Below are 19874 nucleotides of genomic sequence, written 5' to 3' on the forward strand. Positions count from 1 at the left end.
CCGGGCGCGGTCATCTCATGGGGCCGGCCGTCAGCCGCGTCCGGACGCCTTCTGGCTCCGGCGGGACACCGAGTCGATGACGACGGCGCCCAGGAGCACGCCGCCGGTGATCATGTACTGGATCGACGTGTTCATGTTGAGCAGGTCGAGACCGGTCTGGATGGACTGGATGACCAGCATGCCGAGGAGCGCGGACCACACTGTGCCACGGCCGCCGAAGAGCGACGTACCGCCGATGACCGCGGCGGCGATCGCCAGCATCAGGGTGTTGCCGCCGCCCGCGTTCAGCGTCGCGGACGCCGTCTGGCCGGCGAAGAACATGCCGCCGACCGCCGCGAAGCCGCCGGAGATGGCGAAGACGGTGATGCGGATCATGGACACGTTGATACCGGCGCGGCGGGCCGCCTCGATGCCGCCGCCGACCGCGAAGACCTTGCGGCCGTACGTCGTGCGGCGCAGCACGAAGTCCACGATCACCAGGGACACGAGGAAGATCACCAACGCGTTGGAGACGCCGTTGGCGCTGTTCAGGACGGCCGCCGCGACGAACGAGGCGACGGCCAGCAGGCCGACGCGGATCAGGATCTCGGCGGTGGGCCGGAACGGGACGCCGGCTGCCTTGCGGCGGCTCTGCTCACCGAAGTTGCCGATCAGCGAGAGGACGACGGCGAGACCGGCGAGCAGGTAGGCGCCGATGATCTGCTGGTCCAGGAAGAAGGAGCTCTGGCCCAGGATGTGCACGGGCCCGGAGTCCGAGGGGATGTTGATCGTGCCGGAGGAGCCCAGCAGCCACAGCATCAGACCGTTCCAGCCGAGGAAGCCGGCCAGGGTGACGACGAACGCGGGTACGCCGATCTTCGCGAAGAACCAGCCGTGCAGCGCGCCGATCGCGGCGCCCGTGAGGATCGTCAGGAACAGCGACAGCCACGGGTTCATGGTGTGGTCCACCACGAACACCGCGAACAGGGTCGAGGCGAGGCCGCTGACCGAGCCGACGGACAGGTCGATCTCGCCGAGCAGCAGCACGAACACCAGGCCGATGGCGAGCATGCCGGTGGCCGAGAGGAAGTAGCTGATGTTGGAGAGGTTGTCGGCGCTCAGGAAGCGGTCGTTCTTCACCTGGAAGATCGTCCAGATGATGATCAGGCCGAGGACGACCGGGATCGAGCCCAGCTCACCGCCCTTGACCTTGCGGACGAACTCCGTCCAGTAGCCCTTGAAGCCCTCTTCGCGCACGAGGAGGCGCGGGTCGACGACGGTGACCGGCGCGGCGGTCGGGTCGTCGGCGGGGGCGACGGTGTCCTGGCCGGCGGCGGCCTTGGTGACGTCCGTCTTCGCCGCCTCCTCGGCGGTGGCCTGCTCGGCCTTCGCTTCGTTGGTGGTCTTGTCGCTCACTTCGCCGCCTCCGTGGTGCGACGCCCGGCACGGCGGGTCACGGCGTTGTCCGTGGCACCCGTGATCGCGGCGATGATCTCTTCGTGGCTGGTGTCCTTCACCGGGAAGGAGCCGTTGTTCTTGCCCAGGCGCAGCACGTGGACGGTGTCGGCGACCGCCTTGACGTCCGCCATGTTGTGGCTGATGAGGATGACGCCGAGGCCGCGCTCGCGCAGCCGCTCGACGAGGTCGAGGACCTGCGCGGTCTGCTCGACACCGAGGGCCGCGGTGGGCTCGTCGAGGATGACGACCTTGGGGTCGCCGATGAGGGCGCGGGCGATCGCGACGACCTGGCGCTGGCCGCCGGAGAGGCTCGCGATCGGGATGCGGACGCTCGGGATGCGGATGGAGAGCGTCGAGAGCAGCTCGCGCGCGTTCTTCTCCATCGTGACCTCGTCGATCGTGCCGCGGCGCAGCAGCTCACGGCCGAGGTAGAGGTTGCCGACGACGTCGAGGTTGTCGCACAGCGCGAGGTCCTGGTAGACGGTCGCGACACCGAGGCCCTGGGCGTCGTGCGGCTTGTTGATGCTGACCGGCTGCCCTTCCCACTCGATGACGCCCTCGTCGATCGGGTGGACCCCCGCGATCGTCTTGACCAGCGTGGACTTTCCTGCGCCGTTGTCGCCGACCAGGGCGACCACTTCTCCGGCGTGGACCTCCAGATCGACGTCGGTGAGGGCCTGGACCGCACCGAATCGCTTGGAGACTCCGCGCAACGCCAGCACGGGCGTAGCGGACACGTGAACCATCTCCTTCGCCGCCTGACCGGCGGGGTACCGCGCTGGGGTTATCAGGCGCGGAGGGGTTTTACAGAATGAACATGCGCGCGTCCGTCGCCGTTGGCAACAACTGCGCGTCCCCGGTACGTCCGGCGTCCGTCCCGGTAGCGGGACGTAGAGGTGGGGCGGACACCGGACGAGCTCTCGGGGAGGGCGGGGGTGTACGGGGTGCGGGAGGCCGGGGAGGCCGGGCAGGCCGTGGAGGAGCGAGGGGTGCGGGGCCGGTGTGCCGGTCCGTGTGTTCCGCTCGCTCCTCCGGGGCCCGTTCGTCCTCGGAGCCCGTGGGCCCGGGTGCCGGGCCCCGTCACCTTCGCCTTACTGGAGGCCGGCGGCCTTGCAGGGGGCCGCGAACTCGCCCGTGCAGATCTGGGCGGCGGTGTAGAGGCCGTCCTTGATGACCGTGTCCTTGATGTTGGCCTTGGTCACGGAGACCGGGGTCAGCAGCTGGGACGGGACCTTGTCGCCGGAACCGCTGGTCAGGGTGGTGGTGGCGAGGGAGGCGATGTCCTTGCCCTGGAGGAGGTCGACCGCCATGGTCGCGGCGGCGTCGGCCTCGGGACGGAACGCCTTGTAGACGGTGGAGGACTGGGTGCCGGCGACGATGCGCTGGATACCCGCGAGCTCCGCGTCCTGGCCGGTCAGCGGGATGCCGCTGATGCCGGCGCCCTTGAGGGTGTTGGCGATGCCGCCGGCCATGCCGTCGTTGGCGGAGTAGACACCGGCGATGTTCTTCGCGCCGAGCTGCGTGATCGCGGCGGACATCTTCTGCGCGGCGACCGTGTCCTTCCACAGGCCCGACTGCTCGTAGGCGATGGTGACCTTGCCGTCGAGGGCCTGGTGGGCGCCCTTCTTGAACTCCGCGGCGTTCGGGTCGCCGTCGTCGCCGTTGATCATGACGATCTTGGAGTCCTTGGTGGCCTTCGCGCCGAGCGCGGAGAGCAGGGCCTGGCCCTGGAGCTCGCCGACCTTGACGTTGTCGAAGGAGACGTAGCCGGAGACCGGACCCTGGGCGAGGCGGTCGTACGCGACGACCTTGACGCCCTTGGAGACCGCGGCCTGGATCGAGGACTTGATCGCGGCGGAGTCCTGGGCGGAGATCACGATGACCTTGACGCCCTTGGTGATCATGGTGCTGACCTGCTGCGCCTGGGTGGTGGCGTTGGCCGCGGCGTTCGCGTACTCGACCGTGCAGTCGGAGCAGAGGGCCTTGACCTTCTCCTCGAAGTACGGCTTGTCGAACTTCTCGTACCGCGCGGTCACGGTGTCGGGAAGGAGCAGACCGATGGACTTGCCGCCACCGCCGGAGCTGGTGCCCGGCGAGGAGGAGTCGCTGCCGCTGCCCTTGTCGTCGCCGGCCTTGCCACACGCGGCCAGTGCGATCGCCATGGTGACGGCGGTGGCGCCGATGGCGGCTCTACGCATCGTTGCGTTCATTGGGGGTGCCTCCCTGACAGGGCCGCAACGCTGCGGCCGAGGTGGCTGGAAGTCAACTCGGCCGTACGTTCGGCGTCAAGAAGTAAATACTTAACGAGATGGCAACGGCGCTATGCGTTCTCTAAGTGAACGCGGGTGCCGAAGCGGTCAGCGTGCCGTCCAAAAGTGTCGAATCGCCCATCTCGCTCAGGGCCAGCGCGAGGGCCCCGAGCACCTCGGCACGACCCCCCAACGCCCCGGGGAGCACGGTGAGTTGACGCGCCGCGCTGGGGATGGCGTACCGCCCGACGGACTCCCGGATCGGCCCCAGTACCAGTTCTCCGGCCTCCGCGAGATCCCCGCCGAGCACCACCCGGGTGGGATTGAGCAGGTTGCAGAGGTTGGCGACACCACTGCCGATGTGCCGCCCGACATCCGCGATCACCCTGCGGCAGCCGGGATCCCCGTCCCTCGCGAGCCGCACGACGCCCTCCATCGTGAGATCCGGGCCGTGACTGGGCTGAAGGAGTGGCAGGACGTACCGCGCGGCGGTGAAGGTCTCCAGGCAGCCCCGGTTCCCGCACCGGCAGACGGGCCCCGACTCGTCCAGCGTGATGTGCCCGATCTCGCCCGCGGTACCGCCCGGACCCCGGTAGATCCGTCCGCTGATGACGAGACCCGCGCCGACCCCGCTGGCGACCTTGATGTAAGCAAGATCACGAACACCCCGGCCGCTGCCCCAGACCATCTCGCCGAGCGCGCCGAGGTTGGCGTCGTTGTCGACGTGGACCGGGACGCCGAGTCTGCCGCGCAGCTCCTCGGCGGGCCGGGTGCCGATCCAGCCGGGCAGGATCGCGGAGGAACCGAGGGTGCCGGACTCCAGGTCGATCGGGCCGGGGACGCCGAGGCCGACGCCGGCGATCTTCGAGCGGTCCACGCCGGTCGCCTCGATCAGCCGGCTGACCAGCTGTTCCGCCCGGTCGAACCCTTGCGCGGAGGAGGCGTCGACGTCGAGCGGCTCGGCCTCCTCGGCGAGGACCTGGTGCGCGAGGTTGCCGACGGCGACCCGCAGATGCGTATGGCCGAAGTCGACGCCTATGACGATGCCCGCGTCGCCGCTGAGGCTCACGCTGCGCGCCCGGCGTCCCCCCGCCGAGGTGGGCGTGACCTCGACGGTCCCGCCTTCCTTCAGCTCCCGGACGATGTTGGAGACGGTCGCGGCGGACAGGCCGGTCGTGCGGGCGATCTCCGCCTGGGTGAGCGATCCGGCCATCCGCACGGCTCGTACGACCCGCTCCAGGTTGGCTCGGTGCAGTGACGACTGCGACCCCGGAGTCTCCACGACGACCTCCCGCGTGCGAGGCCGCATCGACGAGGCCCCGACTATGTCCAACTAGTGAACTCTAAGCTGAGCCGTTCCGGTCGCCTCCCGTCAAGAGGTTGAACAGTTTCCGGGGATATGGACGGCGAGGGGCCGGCCCCTCGCCGCGCGGCGCCTTGTGCAAGCGTTTTCCGCCGCTTTCACCAGGTGTACGGGGGATCGCTTCGAGACATGGCCGGACTCATTTCAGGGCACCGGCCGTGAGTCCGGCGACCACCTGCCGCTGGAAGACGACGTACGCCGCGAGCACCGGCAGCATCGCCATGACCAGGCCCGCGAACAGGCCGGACCAGTCGCCCTTGTACCCCTGGCTGACGGCGAGCTGGACGAGGCCCTGGGTGAGGACGCGTTTGTCGGGGTCCGTGTTGAGCACCGTGGGCAGCAGGTACTGGTTCCACTGGCCGAGGAAGTTGAAGATACCGACGCTGACCAGAGCGGGCCGGGCCATCGGCAGCATGATCTGGAAGAACGTCCGCGCGTGCGAGGCGCCGTCGACGAACGCGGCCTCCGCGACCGAGGTGGGCAGGGTGCGGAAGAACGCCGTCAGGAAGAAGACGGTGAACGGCAGCGAGTAGGCGATGTAGACGAGGATCAGGCCGTGGATGGTGTTGAGCAGGCCCATGTTGTTCACGACGTAGAACAGCGGGACCAGGGCGAGGATCACCGGGAAGCTCATGCCGCCGACGAACAAGTAGTAGATGAAACGGTTTCCCGGGAACTCGAAGCGGGCCAGGACATAGGCCGCCATGGAGCCGAGGACCAGCGTCCCGACGAGTGAACCGCCCACCACCACCAGGGTGTTGAAGAAGTACTCACCCATGTGGGCCTCGGTCCAGGCCCGCCCCCAGTTGCCGAAGTGCAGCCGGTCGGGCAGCGACCAGGGCGAGTTGAAGATCGCCGAGTCGGTCTTGAAGGACGTCATCACCGCCCAGACCAACGGCAGTACGACCATCACCGCCCAGAGGACCAGCACCCCGTGGGAGAAGACGTTCAGCACGCCTTTCGTACGGGGTGCCGCGTGCTGCTCCTCAGAGGTCTTCGCCACCGGCGTCTCGGTCGTCGTCATTCAGTACTCCAGCCGCTCCCGCCGCCCGAGCCGCATCACGACCGCGGCGAACGCGAGCGTGACGACGAGCAGGGCGACCCCGATGGTGGTGGCGTAGGCGGCCTGGCCGTCCCGGAACGCCGTCTGGTACACGTACAGCGTCATGACCGTCGTCGAGTAGTCCGGCCCGCCGGGGCCGACGGTCATGATCTGGACGACGGCGAAGGACTCGGCGCCGAGGGCGAGGATGCCCATGTAGACCCAGCCGGACTGCACGGTGTCCCACAGCAGCGGCAGGGTGATGCGGAAGAACGTCGTACCCCGGCCGGCGCCGTCGAGCAGCGCCGCCTCGTACAGGTCGGCCGGGATCGACGCCATGCCGGCGGAGAACAGGACGACGAAGAACCCGACGGTCGACCAGACCAGCACCGCCATCACGCACCACAGCGCGAGATCCGGGTCACCGAGCCACAGCGGCTGCACGTCGCCGAGGCCCACGCCCCGCAGGATCGAGTTGATCGCGCCGCTGTCCGGGTTGTAGGCGAAGGCGAACAGGAGGGCGACGATCGCGATCGACAGGACCTGCGGGAAGAAATAAACAATCTTGTAGAAAGCCGATCCCCGCACGCCCCTGATCACCGGGCCGCCCTTTTTCCCCTTCCCCCCTCCACCGCCCACATTGATCATGAAGGAGAGGAAGAGGGCGAGCCCGATCGTCACCAGCGGCAGCACGACCGCGAAGAGCAGGCTGTGCTGCAACGATTTCCAGAACACGTCGTCCTGGAACATCCGCCGGTAATTGGCGAATCCGACCATCTTGAATTCGGGGCTCAGGCCGGTCCAGTCGGTGAACGAGTAGTAGATCGACTGGACGAACGGCCACAGGACGAACAGGGCGTACAGCCCGAGGGGCAGCGCGAGAAACCCGGCGGCGAACCGGTACTGGCCGTGCCTCATCGCTCCACCGCTTCCTTCATTGGTGCTTGTAGTGCTTGATGGACGTGTCCTTCGCGGCGGCGTCGGCGAAGCCCTGGATCTTGTTGATCGCCTCGACCGGGGTGAGCCGGCCCGCCATCATCTCGCCGAGGGCGGAGACGCCGATCTGCTCCTTCTGGAGCTTGACGTACCAGTCCTGGAGCCGCGGGTTCAGAACGTTGGAGCCGGCCTTCGCCAGGGCCGCAACGCCCGACTTGAGGCCGGGGGTAAGGGTGATGCCGTCGGTGCCACCGTTGAACGCGGTCAGTGACTTGACCTTCGAGGTGAAGTTCCGCGACGACGCCTCGCTCAGCATGATCCGCAACTGCTCCATGCCGCCGAGGGCGTTGGCCGCCTTCGCGGGGACGATGAACGGCTCACCGCCGGACGCCCAGATCGTGCCGAACGGCATCTTGTCGGCGGAGTCGATGCCGGTCGGCGCCGAGACCGCGAGGTTGAAGTCGGCCGGGATGACGCTCGCCGACTCGTTCTCCACCCAGGAGCCGTTGGGGATGAACAGCGCCTTGCCCTGCGCCCACGCCGTCTGCGACTGGATGTGGTCCAGACCGGGGGTGCCCTTGAGGACGTACCCCTTCTTGTACAGCTCGTAGTACGCCTCGAAACAGGCCTTGACGGCCGGGTGTTTCCAGGCGTTCGGCTCCAGGTTGTCGATCGCGTCGAGGACCTCCCGGCCGCCGACCTTGCCGATCATCGGGTAGAGCGAGAACGGCAGGTAGTACGGGTACTTGCCCGCGTACGTCCAGCCCGCCATGCCCTTCTTCTTGGCCTTCTCGCAGACCGCGAGCATCTGGTCCCAGGTCTCGGGGTACGCCGAGTCGAGGGCGTCCAGCGCCTTCTGGGAGTACCAGACGCCGTACACCGTGTAGGCGTAGTACATGATCCACACCGGCGCCCCGTCGAGCTGCCCCATCTCGACGATGCCGGGGCGCAGGGTGTCGCGGACCTTCTTCTTCGGGTCGTCGAGGGACGGCGCGTCCAGCAGCGGGGTGAGGTCCGTGAGCTGGTTCTTGCCGGCCAGGACGCCCATGTCCATCTGTTCGGCGCCGGAGTTGTCGATGAGGTCCGGCGGGGTGCCCTGGTTGAAGCGGGGCTGGAGAACGCTCTGGATCTTCTGGGTGGACGAGAACTTCACCTCGGCCTTGGGGAACGCCTTCTTGTACTGGGCGACGGCGTCCTTCGCGTACTGGGTGCCGAAACCGCCGTCGAACAGGACGAACTCCATGGTCGCCGTGTCGTTCACGCCGAGCGGGTTCGCGGCCGACTTCGTTCCGGTCTTCGGCTTCTCACCGCTGTCGCCGCCGCTGCTGGCGCAGGAGGTGAGGAACGACAGGGCGGGCACGGAGAGTCCGAGCGCCGCGGTCGTCCTGATCATCGTCCGGCGGCCGACACCTGCCGGTCCCCGGCTTTCTGCGGATGTGGATCCCATGCTCAAGTCCTCGCCTTCTCCAGGACTCAGGGCGGTACCGGACCAGCGCCGGCACCGCGTCGGGTCAAGCAGAGTCGTGCAGGAAACGCCGACAGGTATAGTCCATTTCCCGGCGGCGGAGCAAGATCGAATGCAAGGTTGGCCGTGGCTGTTACCCAAGTTGAGACCTCGCGGAAATCCGGACAGCCCCTTTCCGTCCCAGGCGCCGAATTCGCGACACCACAAGCGCTTTCCCCAGTGAACGTCCTTGACATCACAGGTCACTTGACCACCTACTGATTCCCGCACCGGCAGTGGGAAAACGTTGTCCGATCCGGTTCGTGCGAGCGGTGCGGGAGGGTGCGGCACGCATACGGCAGCGGCGGGAACGGCTTCGGTGGTGCAAGCGGTTTCACCCGATCGTGGCACTGTGTGCGATGGCCTCGGCGGTCGGTTCGCCGGGGGCGGTGGCAGCTGTGCCACGTGCGGAAACGGCTTCCTTCACGTCAGGCTTCGAGTCCGGCGATCCCGCACCCGACCGGACGAACACCGTCGACGAGGCGCGGGGGTCCTTCGGCGTGGACGGCGAACCGGGCTCCAAGTGGCTGACGTTCGCGGCGACGGGGTGGGGGGAGTTCGCGTTCCCCCGGCCGGTGGGGCTCGCGTCGTACGCGGTCTCGGGGGCGGCTTTCAGTCGATTCCGGCTGGAGGTCACCGCGAATCGGGGTGCCGGGCTGCTTCAGATCGCCGATGTGCGGTTCGGGGTGGGTGGGGGTGCGGGGCCGGTGCCGGTGCCGGTGCCGGTGCCGCCCAGCATGCTGACCGGGGTCGATCGGGGGCAGGGGCGAGTGCGGGGGCGGGAGCGAGGGCGGGGGCGACGACCTCCCCGTTCCTCGGCTACACGTCCACCGACACCCACGAGGGCTGTCCTGGGCGCTGGAGGGCTACGTCAACGGCTACGGCATCGCGCGGATGGGCCAGGAGCTGTACCGGCGCACGGGTGAGGAGCGGTACCGCGAGGAGTCCGCCTACTTCCTCAACAGGGCCCAGGGATATGTGCACTTGTTCGACGCCGAGGCCGGTTTCTTCCGAGGCCGTGATCGTGACGGTCACTGGCGGGTTACCGGGGAGTCGTTCGCGTGGGGCGGGCAGACGCGGGCGTTCTCCGTGGGGTCTGCGGGTACGTACGGGAAGTACCGTCTGCCGCTCGACGGCGATGCGGTGCCGTCCGAGGTCGAACTGCTCGCCTGAGCCGCCGAGTTGGGGGATCCATGCCGTCCACAGAAGTCCTCGACCCCGCCTGGCTGCCCACGGAGGCGTTCCGGGCGCTGGGATCCCGGCGGGTGCTGGTGCGGGGTGTCGGGGCCCTGGTGGAGACCGTGCGGGAGGAAGTGCGGGACGCCTGCGGGCGGTTCGGCGGGGAGGTGGCCTCCGACACGGCGTACGACTTGCTGTTGGAGGTGTCCGAGGGGGAACTCGGCGCCGAGGGCTTCGAGTTCGCCTTCGACGGTTCCCGCGCCTCGGTCACCGCCTCGGTCGGGGCGGGCCTGCTCCATGGGCTCTTCCACGTCGTCCGGCTCGGCGAGGACGCGTTCCGGGGGCCGGTGCGGACCGAGGTCCACTCCCCCGCACTGGCGTCGAGGATGGTGGACCACTGGGACAACGTGGCCGTGCACCCGGTGATGGGTCAGGTCGAGCGGGGCTATGCGGGCGGGTCGTTGTTCTGGGCGGACGGTCAGGCGCGGCGGGATCTCGGGCGGGTGCGGGCGTACGCCCGGCTGCTCGCGGCGTGCGGGGTGAACGCGGTCTGCGTCAACAACGTCAACGTGCACGCGGCGGAGGCACGCCTGCTGACCGACCGGCTCGGTGAAGTCGCCGAGATCGCCGAGGTGTTGAGGGTGTACGGAATCCGTACGCATCTGTCGGTGACGTTCGCGGCGCCGATGGTGCTGGGCGGGCTCGGGACGTCGGACCCGTTGGACGCGGGGGTGCGGGAGTGGTGGGCAGCCGTGGTGCGGGGGGTGTACGCGGCGGTCCCGGACTTCGGGGGGTTCGTGGTGAAGGCCGACTCCGAGGGGCAGCCGGGGCCGTTCGCCTACGGGCGCTCGCACGCGGACGGGGCGAACATGCTGGCCGCCGCGCTCGCGCCGTTCGGCGGGACGGTCCACTGGCGGGCGTTCGTCTACGACCACCGGCAGGACTGGCGGGACCGCTCGACGGACCGGGCGCGGGCCGCGTACGACCATTTCACCCCGCTGGACGGGGAGTTCGCGGCGAACGCGGTGCTCCAGGTGAAGCACGGACCAATGGACTTCCAGGTGCGGGAGCCGGTGTCGCCGGTGCTGGGAGCGCTGCCCCGGACCCGGTTCGCGGTGGAGGTGCAGGCCACGCAGGAGTACACCGGGCAGCAGCGGCACGCCTGTTGGCTGGGTCCGATGTGGAGTCAGGTGCTGCGGTTCCGGCCCGGTGGTGAACAGGGGCCGTCCGTCGGGGAGTTGGCGTCGGAGCTGGTCGCGGTGTCGAACGTCGGGGACGATCCGTTCTGGACCGGGCATCCGCTGGCGCAGGCGAATCTGTACACGTTCGGGCGGCTGGCGTGGGAGCCGGGTGCGGAACCCCTCGACGTGCTCGACGAATGGCTCCGACTCACCTTCGGGGAACGGGAGTTGGATGGGCTGCGGGCCCTTCTCGCCGGGTCCTGGGCGATGTACGAGAAGTACACGGCGCCGCTCGGGGTGGGGTTCATGGTGCAGCCGGGGCATCACTACGGGCCGAGTGTGGACGGGTACGAGTACAGCCCTTGGGGGACTTACCACTTCGCCGACCGGGACGGGGTGGGTGTCGACCGGAGCGTGGCGACCGGGACGGGGTACGCGGGGCAGTACGGGGAGCCGTGGGCGTCGGTGTACGGGGCGGTGGAGAGCTGCCCGGACGAGCTCCTGCTGTTCTTCCACCATGTGCCGTACGGGCATGTGCTGAAGAGCGGGAAGACGGTGATCCAGCACATCTACGACACGCACTTCGAGGGGGTCGAGGAGGCGGAGGAGGCCCGCCGGGTGTGGGCGGGCCTCAAGGGGGTGGTGGAGCCGGAGCGGTTCGCGCGGGGGGCGGAGCGGTTCGAGGAGCAGGTGCGTAGTGCGCGGGAGTGGCGGGATCAGGTGAACAGCTACTTCTTCCGCAAGTCGGGGGTGCCGGACGAGCGGGGCCGGGTCATTCACTGAAAGCGGCTGCTGCGGGGCTTCTCCTGGGGGTTGTCCGCTTTGAGCACCACGACGCCGAGCGGGTCGAGCACGAGCGGGGTACCTGTCTGGACCCGTTTGCCGGTGAGGAGGTCGGTCGTCGTGGTGTGGGCGGTCAGCCGGACCGGCTCGCGGGCGTGGTTGAGGAGGAAGAGCAGGGGTGTGCCGTCCTCGGTGACCCGGGTCGCGGTCTCGACGGTGGGGTGGTCGGCGTAGGGCCCGATCAGGTGGTGGCGGGCCAGGACGAGGCGGACGACGTGGTCGACGCCGGGCTGGTCGAGGGCGGTGGCGACGTACCAGCCCTCGCCGTCGCGGTCGCCGAAGCGGTTGCGGGTGACGGCGGGGGTGCCGGCGTAGAAGTCCGTCCCGTAGGGGGCTACGGGCCGCGCGCCGCGCAACTGCACGATCTCGAAGACCAGCCGGGCCTGCGCCTCGGGGCCGTCCGGGAGTACTACGGGTTGTACGACCTCCGGGGGACGGGAGTCCCACTCGTCGATCCGGATGCCGAGGAGCGGGGCGAGGGGGCCGGGGAGGTCGGTGAGGAAGGCGCGGTCGTGTTCGTCGGAGCGGGCCGACAGAAACGTGGTGAGAACGGTTCCGCCGGCTTTCGCGACGCCTTCGAGGCGCTGCGCCAGGTCGCCCTTGATGAGGTGGAGGGCGGGGGCGATGACGACGTCGTAGGGGGTGAGGTCGGCGGTGACGGGGACGACGTCGACGTCGGCGCCCGCCTCGCGGGCCGCGCGGTAGTAGGTGTGGACGACGTCCAGGTAGCGGACGAGGCGGGAGGGGCCGTCGGAGATCTCCAGGGCCCACCAGCTGTCCCAGTCGAAGAGGAGCGCGGTGCGGGCGGGGGTGCGGGCGCCCAGGGTGAGGTCGCCGAGGTCGGCCAACTCGCGGCCCAGGGCGGCGACTTCGCGGAACGTGCGGGTGTCGTCGCGGCCGGCGTGGCCGATGACCGCGCCGTGGTACTTCTCGCTGGCGCCGCGTGCGGCGCGCATCTGGAAGTACAGGGCCGCGTCGGCGCCGTGCGCGACGGCCTGCCAGGTGGCGAGGCGGAGTTCGCCGGGGCGGTGCAGCGGGTTGACGTCGCGGCACGCCGTCGTCGACGGGGTCTGTTCCATCAGCCAGAAGGGGGCGCCGTCCTTGAGGCCGCGCATCAGGTCGTGGGCGAGGGCCGGGCGGGTCGGCGGGGCGTCCAGGGGCGGGTAGTTGTCCCACGACGCGAAGTCCAGGTGCGGGGCCCAGCGGTGGTAGTCCAGGGGCTGGTAGGCGCCCATCATGTTCGTCGTCACCGGGGTCTCCGGGTCGTGCTCGCGGATCGCCGCCTTCTCCGCCGTGAAGCAGCCGAGGAGGGCGTCCGTCATGAACCGCCGGTAGTCCAGGGTGATGCCCTGGAACGCGGTGTGGTCGGGGCCCTTCCAGTGTTCGGTGAGCGCGTTCGGCGGTTCTATCTCCGCCCAGTCCGTGTACCGGTGTGACCAGAACGTCGTCCACCAGGCGTCGTTGAGGGCGTCGAGCGTGCCGTGCCGGGTCCGCAGCCACTGCCGGAACGCCTCCGCGCACAGGTCGCAGTAACAGGCGCCGCCGTACTCGTTGTTGACGTGCCAGGCCAGCAACGCCGGGTGGGTGCCGTAGCGTTCGGCGAGGCGGGCCGCCATCGCCGTCGACAGGCGCCGGTACGCCGGGGAGTTGGGGCAGAAGTTGTGCCGCCGGCCGTAGCGGTGGCGGCGGCCTTCGAAGTCCGTGCGGTTCACCTCCGGGTACCGCTTGGCCAGCCACGGCGGCAGCGCGGCCGTCCCGGTCGCCAGACAGATGCTTCTGCCCTCGGCCGCCGCCCGGTCCAGGATGTCGTCCAGGACCGTGAAGTCGTAGGTGTCCTCCGCCGGTTGGGTCAGCGACCAGATGAACACGCCCACCGTGAGCGTGTCGACGCCCGCCTCGCCGAACAGCCGGTGGTCCTCCGTCCACACCTCCCTCGGCCATTGCTCGGGGTTGTAGTCGCCGCCGTACCGGATCTTGTCGGTCATACGGTGAAGTTCTCCTTCGTCTCGGCGATCACCGGGCGGGCGGTGTGCAGCAGGGAGAGGAGCAGGGGGGCCGACAGGAGGGCGGGGAGGGCCTCGGTGAGGAGGGCTGTCGCCGTGGCGGTGAGGACGAGGAGGGAGAGGGCGCCGAGGGTGGCTCTGCCGTGGCGGAGCAGGAAGTAGGCGGCGAGGCGGGCGGTGTCCCTCGCGCGGAACGTGAACAGGGAGGTGAGGATCAGGGCGTGGGCGCCCCACAGCAACGCGATGAGAGCGGTTGCCGCGAGGATCGCCGCCCACCAGGCGGGGAGGCCGGTGGCGGAGAAGTGGGTGAGGGTGAAGGCGATCACCGTCAGCCAGGTGAGGAGCGGGGTCCAGAGTCTGAGCGCGGGGAGGGTGTTGATGCGCAGGCCGTGGCGGTAGGTGCGGGCCGGGTGGAGGTCGGTGAGGTCGGTGCCGCGGTGGTGGAGGGCGTAGAGGGCGGCGGAGGCGGCGGGGCCGAGGGGGAGGAGGAAGAGGGCGGTGAGGGGGGTGGGGCCGATGAGGAGGAGGGGGATGAGGCCGGGGGACGCGGTGAGCAGGAGGAGCGCGGTTGTGGTGAGGAGGGTGTGGACGAGGACGGCGGCGCGGGAGAGGGGGCCCGTGCCGAACGACGTGACGGCGCTGTCGGCGCTCATCGCGGCTCCCTGCCGAGCAGCCGTCCCTCGTCCCACCACTCCGACGCCTCGTCCACCACCGGCGTCAGCTCCACCAGCGTGATCTCGTTGCGGGCCAGCGTCAGCCGGACGTCCGCCCTGCCGTCCGCCAGCGGGAGGCGGCAGTGGCTGCGGGCCGGCTCCGACGCCTCGTGCAGCACGTCCAGTTGGGCCTGTTTCGGGGAACGGGGGCTGCCCATCTCGCGCCAGGCGGTGTACGCGTTGCCGTGGTCCTCGTCGACGGTGGAGCGGCGGACGAACGCCTCGCCGGCTGCGGTGAGCGGTACGGAGAGGCGGAGTTCGTGGTGGGTGGGGCCCGGCGTCTCGCCCGAAGGGTCGACCGGGGCCCAGGCGAGGAGAGTTACCCGGCCGTCCCGGTGCCTCGTCACCAAGTGGTTCTCGCCCCTCGACAGCAGCTCCTCACCCATCCGGGACATGAACGCGTACAGGTGGAACGTGGGCTTCCTGACCTGACGGTGCGTCAACAGCCCGAAGCCGCCGTGGAAGAGGGACGTGGGGACGCCCGCCTCCTCGAACGTGTCGCTGAACGTCCAGTAGGAGAAGGAGTCGGCCAGCTCACCGCCCTCCGCGAGGACCGGCGCCAGGTAGGCGGCGTTGAAGGCGGTGTCGTGGATCGGGTTGTCCGGGCAGTAGGAGGAGTTGAACTCCGTGATGTGGACGGGGAGTCCGGCGAACCGCGTGCCCTTGAGCCGGCGGCGGGGAAGCGCGAACTGGTCGAGGAGGTCCCTTGCCGGAGCGAGGGTCTGGTAGCTGGCGAAGGGGACGCGCTGGGCGGGGCCCGAGCTGTAGGCATGCCGGGAGACGAAGTCGAGGGGGACGTCGTTCCGTTCGGTGAACTCCGTGAAACGGGGCAGCCATTCGTCGGCGCCGGGGGAGATCGAGGGGCCGCCGACCTGGAGAGAGCCGTCCACCTCCTTCACGGCGTGCGCGGTCACCTCGTACAGCTGGTGGTACGCCTTCTCGTCGGCGCCCTGCCAGAAGTCCGCGAGGTTGGGTTCGTTCCACACCTCGATCGGCCAGGTGCGGACCTCGTCGAGGCCGTGCCGGTCGATGAGGTGGACGAGGGTGGCGCGGACGAGGTCGGCCCACTCCTGGTGCGAGCGGGGCGGGGTGACATTGCCCTTCCACCAGAACACCGTCTGCGTCCCGGACGCCAACTCCTCGGGCATGAAACCGAGTTCGAGGAACGGGCGGATCCCGATTTCGAGGTAGGCGTCGATGACCTGGTCGACGTACGTGAAGCTGCGGCGCAGCCCCCGGGTGCCGTCGTGCTCATAGGGGCGGACGACTCCCATGCCGTCGCTGAACAGTCCGTGGCCCCGGATGTGCCGGAAGCCGATCTCCTGCTGGACGAGGCGCAGGGAGTCCTGGTGGTCGCGGCGCAGAGCGAGGTCGGCCCGCCCGGTGCCGACGCACTGGCGCCAGGCGCCGGAGAAGGGGCCCAGGGGTTCGGCGGGGACGCGGATCATCGGGGTTCCTTCATGGATGCTCCCGGCTTCAGCCGGGAGAGGAAACGAAGCTCCTGCGGAGCAGGGCAGGGAGAGCCGGTTCGCGGTCAGGGCGGACCGGCGTACGCCCGACTGCCGCGCCTGCTCACAAACTGATGCATTAACATGTGAACTGTGAGGACCACCTACGTGAAGCGGGCTTTCAAGTACCGCTTCCATCCGACCGATGCGCAGGCAGCCGAACTGTCGCGCACATTCGGGTGTGTACGGAAGGTCTACAACTTGGCGCTCGCGGCGCGCACGGAAGCGTGGACTCGGCAGGAGCGGGTGAACTACAACCAGACGTCGGCGATGCTGACCGTCTGGAAGAAGACCGAGGAGCTCGCGTACCTCAACGAGGTCTCCTCCGTCCCTCTGCAACAGGCCCTGCGGCACCTCCAGGTGGCGTTCACCAACTTCTTCGGCAAACGCGCGAAGTACCCGCGCTTCAAGTCGCGGAAGAAGTCGCGGAAGTCGGCGGAGTACACCACCAGCGCGTTCCGGTTCCGGGACGGGAAGCTGACCCTGGCGAAGATGGCGGAGTCGCTCGACATCGTGTGGTCCCGTGCCCTCCCTGAAGGTGCGACGCCGTCCACGGTGACCGTGTCGCAGGACGCGGCCGGACGCTGGTACGTGTCCATGCTGGTCGAGGACCCGACGGTTCAACCGCTTCCGGTCACCGGTACGGCCGTCGGCGTGGACGTCGGACTCGACCACCTCCTGACACTCTCGACCGGCGAAAAGATCTCCAACCCCCGGCACGAGCGCCGCGACCGTGCCCGTCTCGCCAAGGCCCAGCGGCAGCTTGCCCGCAAAGCAGAGGGTGATGGCGCCAACCGCCGCAAGGCCCGCCGGAAGACCGCCAGGATCTACGCCCGGATTGCCGACCGGCGCCGGGACAACCTGCACAAGCTGACCACTCGGCTCGTTCGTGAGAACCAAACGATCGTGATCGAGGACCTCACCGTTCGGAACATGGTGAAGAACGGCAGACTGGCCCGCGCCATCTCTGACGCGGCGTGGGCCGACTTCCGGAACATGCTGGAGTACAAGGCCCACTGGTACGGGCGCGAAGTGATCGCGGTCGACCGCTGGTTCCCCTCGTCCAAGCTGTGCTCCACCTGCGGCACCTTGCAGGACAAGATGCCGCTGAGCGTCCGCACCTGGACGTGCGGCTGCGGGACGACCCACGACCGGGACGTGAACGCAGCGAAGAACCTTTTGGCCGCCGGACTGGCGGTGTCTGTCTGTGGAGCCGGTGTAAGACCTCAACGGAGTTCTCCGGGCGGGCAGTCGGCGACGAAGCAGAAAACCCCACGGCGCGAGCCGTAGGAATCCCCTCCCGCCAGGGAGGGGAGGATGTCAACCGTGGTCCTTCCGGTACCGCTCGTACGCCTTGTTGTGCAGGGCGACGAGCTGGTCCATGTTCTTGGCCTTCAACTCCGAGACGTAGGAGCCCCATTCGGACAGGGGGCGCTTGCCGAGGGCGAACTGGAGGGCGTTCTGGCCGACATGGTCCTTGAGGGGGGTGTCCCAGAGGGTGGCCTGCTCCTGCTCGAAGGATTCGAGGGGGTGGGCCGGGTCCACGGGGAGTTCCTTGCGCTGGGCCATCGCGTCCTGGAACTTCTTCTCGTCGGGGCTGAAGTTGGAGGAGACCAGCGCCCAGCTGCCGCCGTAGGTGAACACGCCGTCGAAGAAGCCGAAGTCCTTCTGGAGGTCCTTCGGGGCGTCCGGGACCGACCCCATCAGGGAGATGCCGGGCTCCAGTTTGTACTGGCCGCCGCTGTAGGTGTAAGTGGTGCCCTGGACACCCCACTTGCAGAACCGCTGGCCTTCGTCGGAGTACCAGAGCCAGTCCACGAACTGCATCATCGCGACGAAGTCGGCGCTCTTGAGGGCCTTGCTCGCGATCATGACGCCGTTCTCCAGCCGGTTTCCGCCGAGCACGACGGGGCCTGCCGGGCCGAGTGGCACCGGGACCATTTCGATGGTGGCGCCCTTGACCTGCTTGGCCAGGTTGTAGCGGTACTCCTGCACCAGGACCTGCGGGTTGGCGCTGATCGCGAAGGACTTCTCGGCGAGGAGCTTCTGCTGCGCGTCGTCGTCGGTCTGGGTGAAGCTCTCGGGGTCCATGAGCTTCTCGGAGACCAACTTGGCGACGAACTCGATCATTTGGCGGAACTCGTCACGGGCGCCGGTGAAGACGAACTTCTTCTTGGTGCCGTCCCAGCTGATGTTGTCGTAGGACCAGCCGGCCTTGATGCCGTACGCCTGGCCGAGGTAGCCGAAGAACGCCCCTGGCGGGAAAGGGGTGTTGACGTTCCAGCGGTCGGAGAACGGGTAGCGGTCCGGGTACTGCGTCTTCAGCGCCTTGAGGACGTTGTAGACCTCGTCCCAGGTGGTGGGCAGGGCGAGGCCGTGCTTCTTGAGGACGTCGGTGCGGAAGGCCATGGAGTAGCCGGACTTGAGCTTCTCGTGCAGGCCGGGCAGCAGGTAGTAGTTGCCGTCGGACTGGCGGATCGAGTCGATCTCCGGCTCCAGCTTCCATCTCTTCACCTTGTCCTGGAAGTTGGGCATGAGATGGACGTACTCGCTGACCGGGAGGATCGCCCCGGAGGAGACGAACGCGACCTCCGAGGGGTGGTACGTCTTCGGGATGAGGAAGGGTGCGTCACCCGCGCCGATGAGCAGGCTGCGCTTCTTCTCGTAGTCGCTGAGCGGCACGGAGATCGGCTTGAGGGTGACCCCCGTCAGGCGGGTGACCTCCTTCCAGAACAGCCAGCCGCTCTTCATCGGGTAGGCCGGGTTGTCGTTGTGCAGGACGTCGAAGGAGAGCGGTTTCGCCGCCTTGAACTGCCGGCCGACGCGGTAGTCGTCCATCGCGCCGTTCCGCTTCTTCGTGAGGTCCTTCGAGTCGCCGCCGTCGTCACCGCCGCCGCAGCCGGTGAGGGTGGCGAGGCCGGCGAACCCGGCGGCGGCCAGGATCTGACGGCGCGACAACTGGCCTGCGTTGTGGCGGGAGTTCTGGCGGGAGTTCTTCTTCACCGGTGCTCCTCCTTGAGGTTGCGCACGTTGCAGCGGTCAGCCCTTGACCGCGCCGAGCATCACGCCCGAGACGAAGTAGCGCTGGACGAACGGGTACACGCACAGGATCGGCAGCGAGGTGAGCACGATTGTCACGGCCTGGATGCTCGCCGCGACCTGCGTGCCCTGCTCCGTGCTCGCGCCGGCGTTGTTGGCCCCGGTGGCGCCCGCGATGATGTTGCGCAGGTAGACCGTGACCGGCATCAGATCCGTCCGGTCCAGGTAGAGGAACGCCTGGAACCAGGAGTTCCAGAACGACACCGAGTAGAACAGGATCATCGTCGCGACGACGGCCTTGGACAGCGGCAGCACGATCCGCAGCAGGATGCCGTACGTACTGAGCCCGTCGATCTCGGCGGCCTCCTCCAGTTCGCTCGGCAGGGATTCGAAGAACGCCTTCATCACCAGCAGGTTGAACACGCTGATCGCGTTCGGCAGGGCGATCGCCCACACCGAGTTCTTCAGGCCGAGGCTGGTGATCAGGACGTAGTTCGGGATCAGGCCGCCGGAGAAGAACATCGTGAACACGGCGACACCGACGAGGAATCCGCGCCCCTTGAGGTTCTTCTTCGACAGGACGTAGGCGTAACAGGTCGTCAGAACCATGGCCACGGCGGTCGCGACGACCGTGTAGAGCACGGTGTTGCCGTAACTCCGCCAGAACGTGCCGTCGTTGACGACGATCCGGTACGTCGTGAGGTCGAACCCCTTGGGCCACAGGGTGACTTCACCCGCGCGGATCTCCCGCTCGCCGCTGAAGGAGCGGGCGACGATGTTGAGGAACGGGTACAGCGTCAGCACGACCACACCCGTGAGGATCACGCCGTTGACGCCCTGGAAGACGCGGTAGCCGCGCGTCGGCCGGCTCACTGAG

At 68.6% G+C, this 19874-nt stretch carries 15 protein-coding genes and 1 pseudogene; 3 read left to right on the plus strand and 13 right to left on the minus strand.

The window, feature by feature from the left end:
• Positions 1 to 30: 30 nt before the first annotated feature.
• The 8 genes from ACVNF4_RS04055 to ACVNF4_RS04090 all read right to left on the minus strand — a co-directional run bounded on the left by ACVNF4_RS04055 (position 31) and on the right by ACVNF4_RS04090 (position 9168).
• Positions 31 to 1395 (minus strand): sugar ABC transporter permease, encoded by a 1365-nt coding sequence (locus ACVNF4_RS04055; RefSeq protein ID WP_461801254.1) that lies wholly within the window; start codon positions 1393 to 1395, stop codon positions 31 to 33.
• Positions 1392 to 2183, minus strand: coding sequence for an ATP-binding cassette domain-containing protein (locus tag ACVNF4_RS04060; RefSeq protein ID WP_461801255.1), 792 nt, complete (start codon positions 2181 to 2183; stop codon positions 1392 to 1394). The genes ACVNF4_RS04055 and ACVNF4_RS04060 overlap by 4 nt, the downstream gene beginning before the upstream one ends.
• Positions 2184 to 2528: 345 nt before the next feature.
• Complete coding sequence (locus tag ACVNF4_RS04065) at positions 2529 to 3647, minus strand: sugar ABC transporter substrate-binding protein (protein ID WP_461801256.1); 1119 nt, start codon at positions 3645 to 3647, stop codon at positions 2529 to 2531.
• A gap of 121 nt (positions 3648 to 3768) precedes the next feature.
• A complete protein-coding gene (locus ACVNF4_RS04070; protein ID WP_461801281.1) occupies positions 3769 to 4968 on the minus strand; it encodes an ROK family transcriptional regulator in 1200 nt (399 codons plus the stop codon).
• 220 nt (positions 4969 to 5188) lie between these two features.
• Positions 5189 to 6073, minus strand: a complete 885-nt coding sequence (locus ACVNF4_RS04075; protein WP_461801257.1) for a carbohydrate ABC transporter permease — start codon at positions 6071 to 6073, stop codon at positions 5189 to 5191.
• Positions 6074 to 7009, minus strand: coding sequence for a carbohydrate ABC transporter permease (locus ACVNF4_RS04080; RefSeq protein ID WP_461801258.1), 936 nt, complete (start codon positions 7007 to 7009; stop codon positions 6074 to 6076).
• A gap of 16 nt (positions 7010 to 7025) precedes the next feature.
• The gene (gene ngcE / locus ACVNF4_RS04085) at positions 7026 to 8474 is read right to left on the minus strand and encodes an N-acetylglucosamine/diacetylchitobiose ABC transporter substrate-binding protein (RefSeq protein ID WP_461801259.1); all 1449 of its coding nucleotides are present in this window, start codon (positions 8472 to 8474) and stop codon (positions 7026 to 7028) included.
• Positions 8475 to 8865: 391 nt separating this feature from the next.
• The gene (locus tag ACVNF4_RS04090; RefSeq protein ID WP_461801283.1) at positions 8866 to 9168 is read right to left on the minus strand and encodes a hypothetical protein; all 303 of its coding nucleotides are present in this window, start codon (positions 9166 to 9168) and stop codon (positions 8866 to 8868) included.
• A 132-nt stretch (positions 9169 to 9300) separates the two neighbouring features.
• Between ACVNF4_RS04090 and ACVNF4_RS04095 the strand changes: the two are divergent.
• Positions 9301 to 9599: pseudogene (locus ACVNF4_RS04095) on the plus strand (glycoside hydrolase domain-containing protein); the annotation flags it as partial.
• A 125-nt stretch (positions 9600 to 9724) separates the two neighbouring features.
• Positions 9725 to 11674, plus strand: a complete 1950-nt coding sequence (locus ACVNF4_RS04100; protein ID WP_461801260.1) for an alpha-glucuronidase — start codon at positions 9725 to 9727, stop codon at positions 11672 to 11674.
• On the opposite strand, the gene ACVNF4_RS04105 is transcribed toward ACVNF4_RS04100, so the two are convergent.
• The 3 genes from ACVNF4_RS04105 to ACVNF4_RS04115 are packed head-to-tail and all read right to left on the minus strand — an operon-like array spanning position 11668 to position 15898.
• Complete coding sequence (locus ACVNF4_RS04105) at positions 11668 to 13719, minus strand: beta-galactosidase (RefSeq protein WP_461801261.1); 2052 nt, start codon at positions 13717 to 13719, stop codon at positions 11668 to 11670. The two genes, ACVNF4_RS04100 and ACVNF4_RS04105, sit on opposite strands and share 7 nt — an antisense overlap.
• Positions 13716 to 14390 (minus strand): hypothetical protein, encoded by a 675-nt coding sequence (locus ACVNF4_RS04110; RefSeq protein WP_461801262.1) that lies wholly within the window; start codon positions 14388 to 14390, stop codon positions 13716 to 13718. The genes ACVNF4_RS04105 and ACVNF4_RS04110 overlap by 4 nt, the downstream gene beginning before the upstream one ends.
• Complete coding sequence (locus ACVNF4_RS04115) at positions 14387 to 15898, minus strand: GH39 family glycosyl hydrolase (protein WP_461801263.1); 1512 nt, start codon at positions 15896 to 15898, stop codon at positions 14387 to 14389. The genes ACVNF4_RS04110 and ACVNF4_RS04115 overlap by 4 nt, the downstream gene beginning before the upstream one ends.
• Positions 15899 to 16051: 153 nt before the next feature.
• On the opposite strand from ACVNF4_RS04115, the gene ACVNF4_RS04120 reads away from it, so the two are divergent.
• The gene (locus tag ACVNF4_RS04120; protein WP_461801264.1) at positions 16052 to 17248 is read left to right on the plus strand and encodes an RNA-guided endonuclease InsQ/TnpB family protein; all 1197 of its coding nucleotides are present in this window, start codon (positions 16052 to 16054) and stop codon (positions 17246 to 17248) included.
• A gap of 30 nt (positions 17249 to 17278) precedes the next feature.
• Here the strand turns inward: ACVNF4_RS04120 and ACVNF4_RS04125 are convergent, their stop codons facing one another.
• Entirely contained in the window at positions 17279 to 18961 is a 1683-nt protein-coding gene (locus tag ACVNF4_RS04125; protein WP_461801265.1) for an ABC transporter substrate-binding protein, read from the minus strand.
• A gap of 36 nt (positions 18962 to 18997) precedes the next feature.
• Positions 18998 to 19870: a carbohydrate ABC transporter permease gene (locus ACVNF4_RS04130; RefSeq protein ID WP_461801282.1), complete on the minus strand. Its 873-nt coding sequence runs from the start codon at positions 19868 to 19870 to the stop codon at positions 18998 to 19000.
• Positions 19871 to 19874: the final 4 nt, after the last annotated feature.

Source organism: Streptomyces sp. S6, from assembly GCF_054880855.1.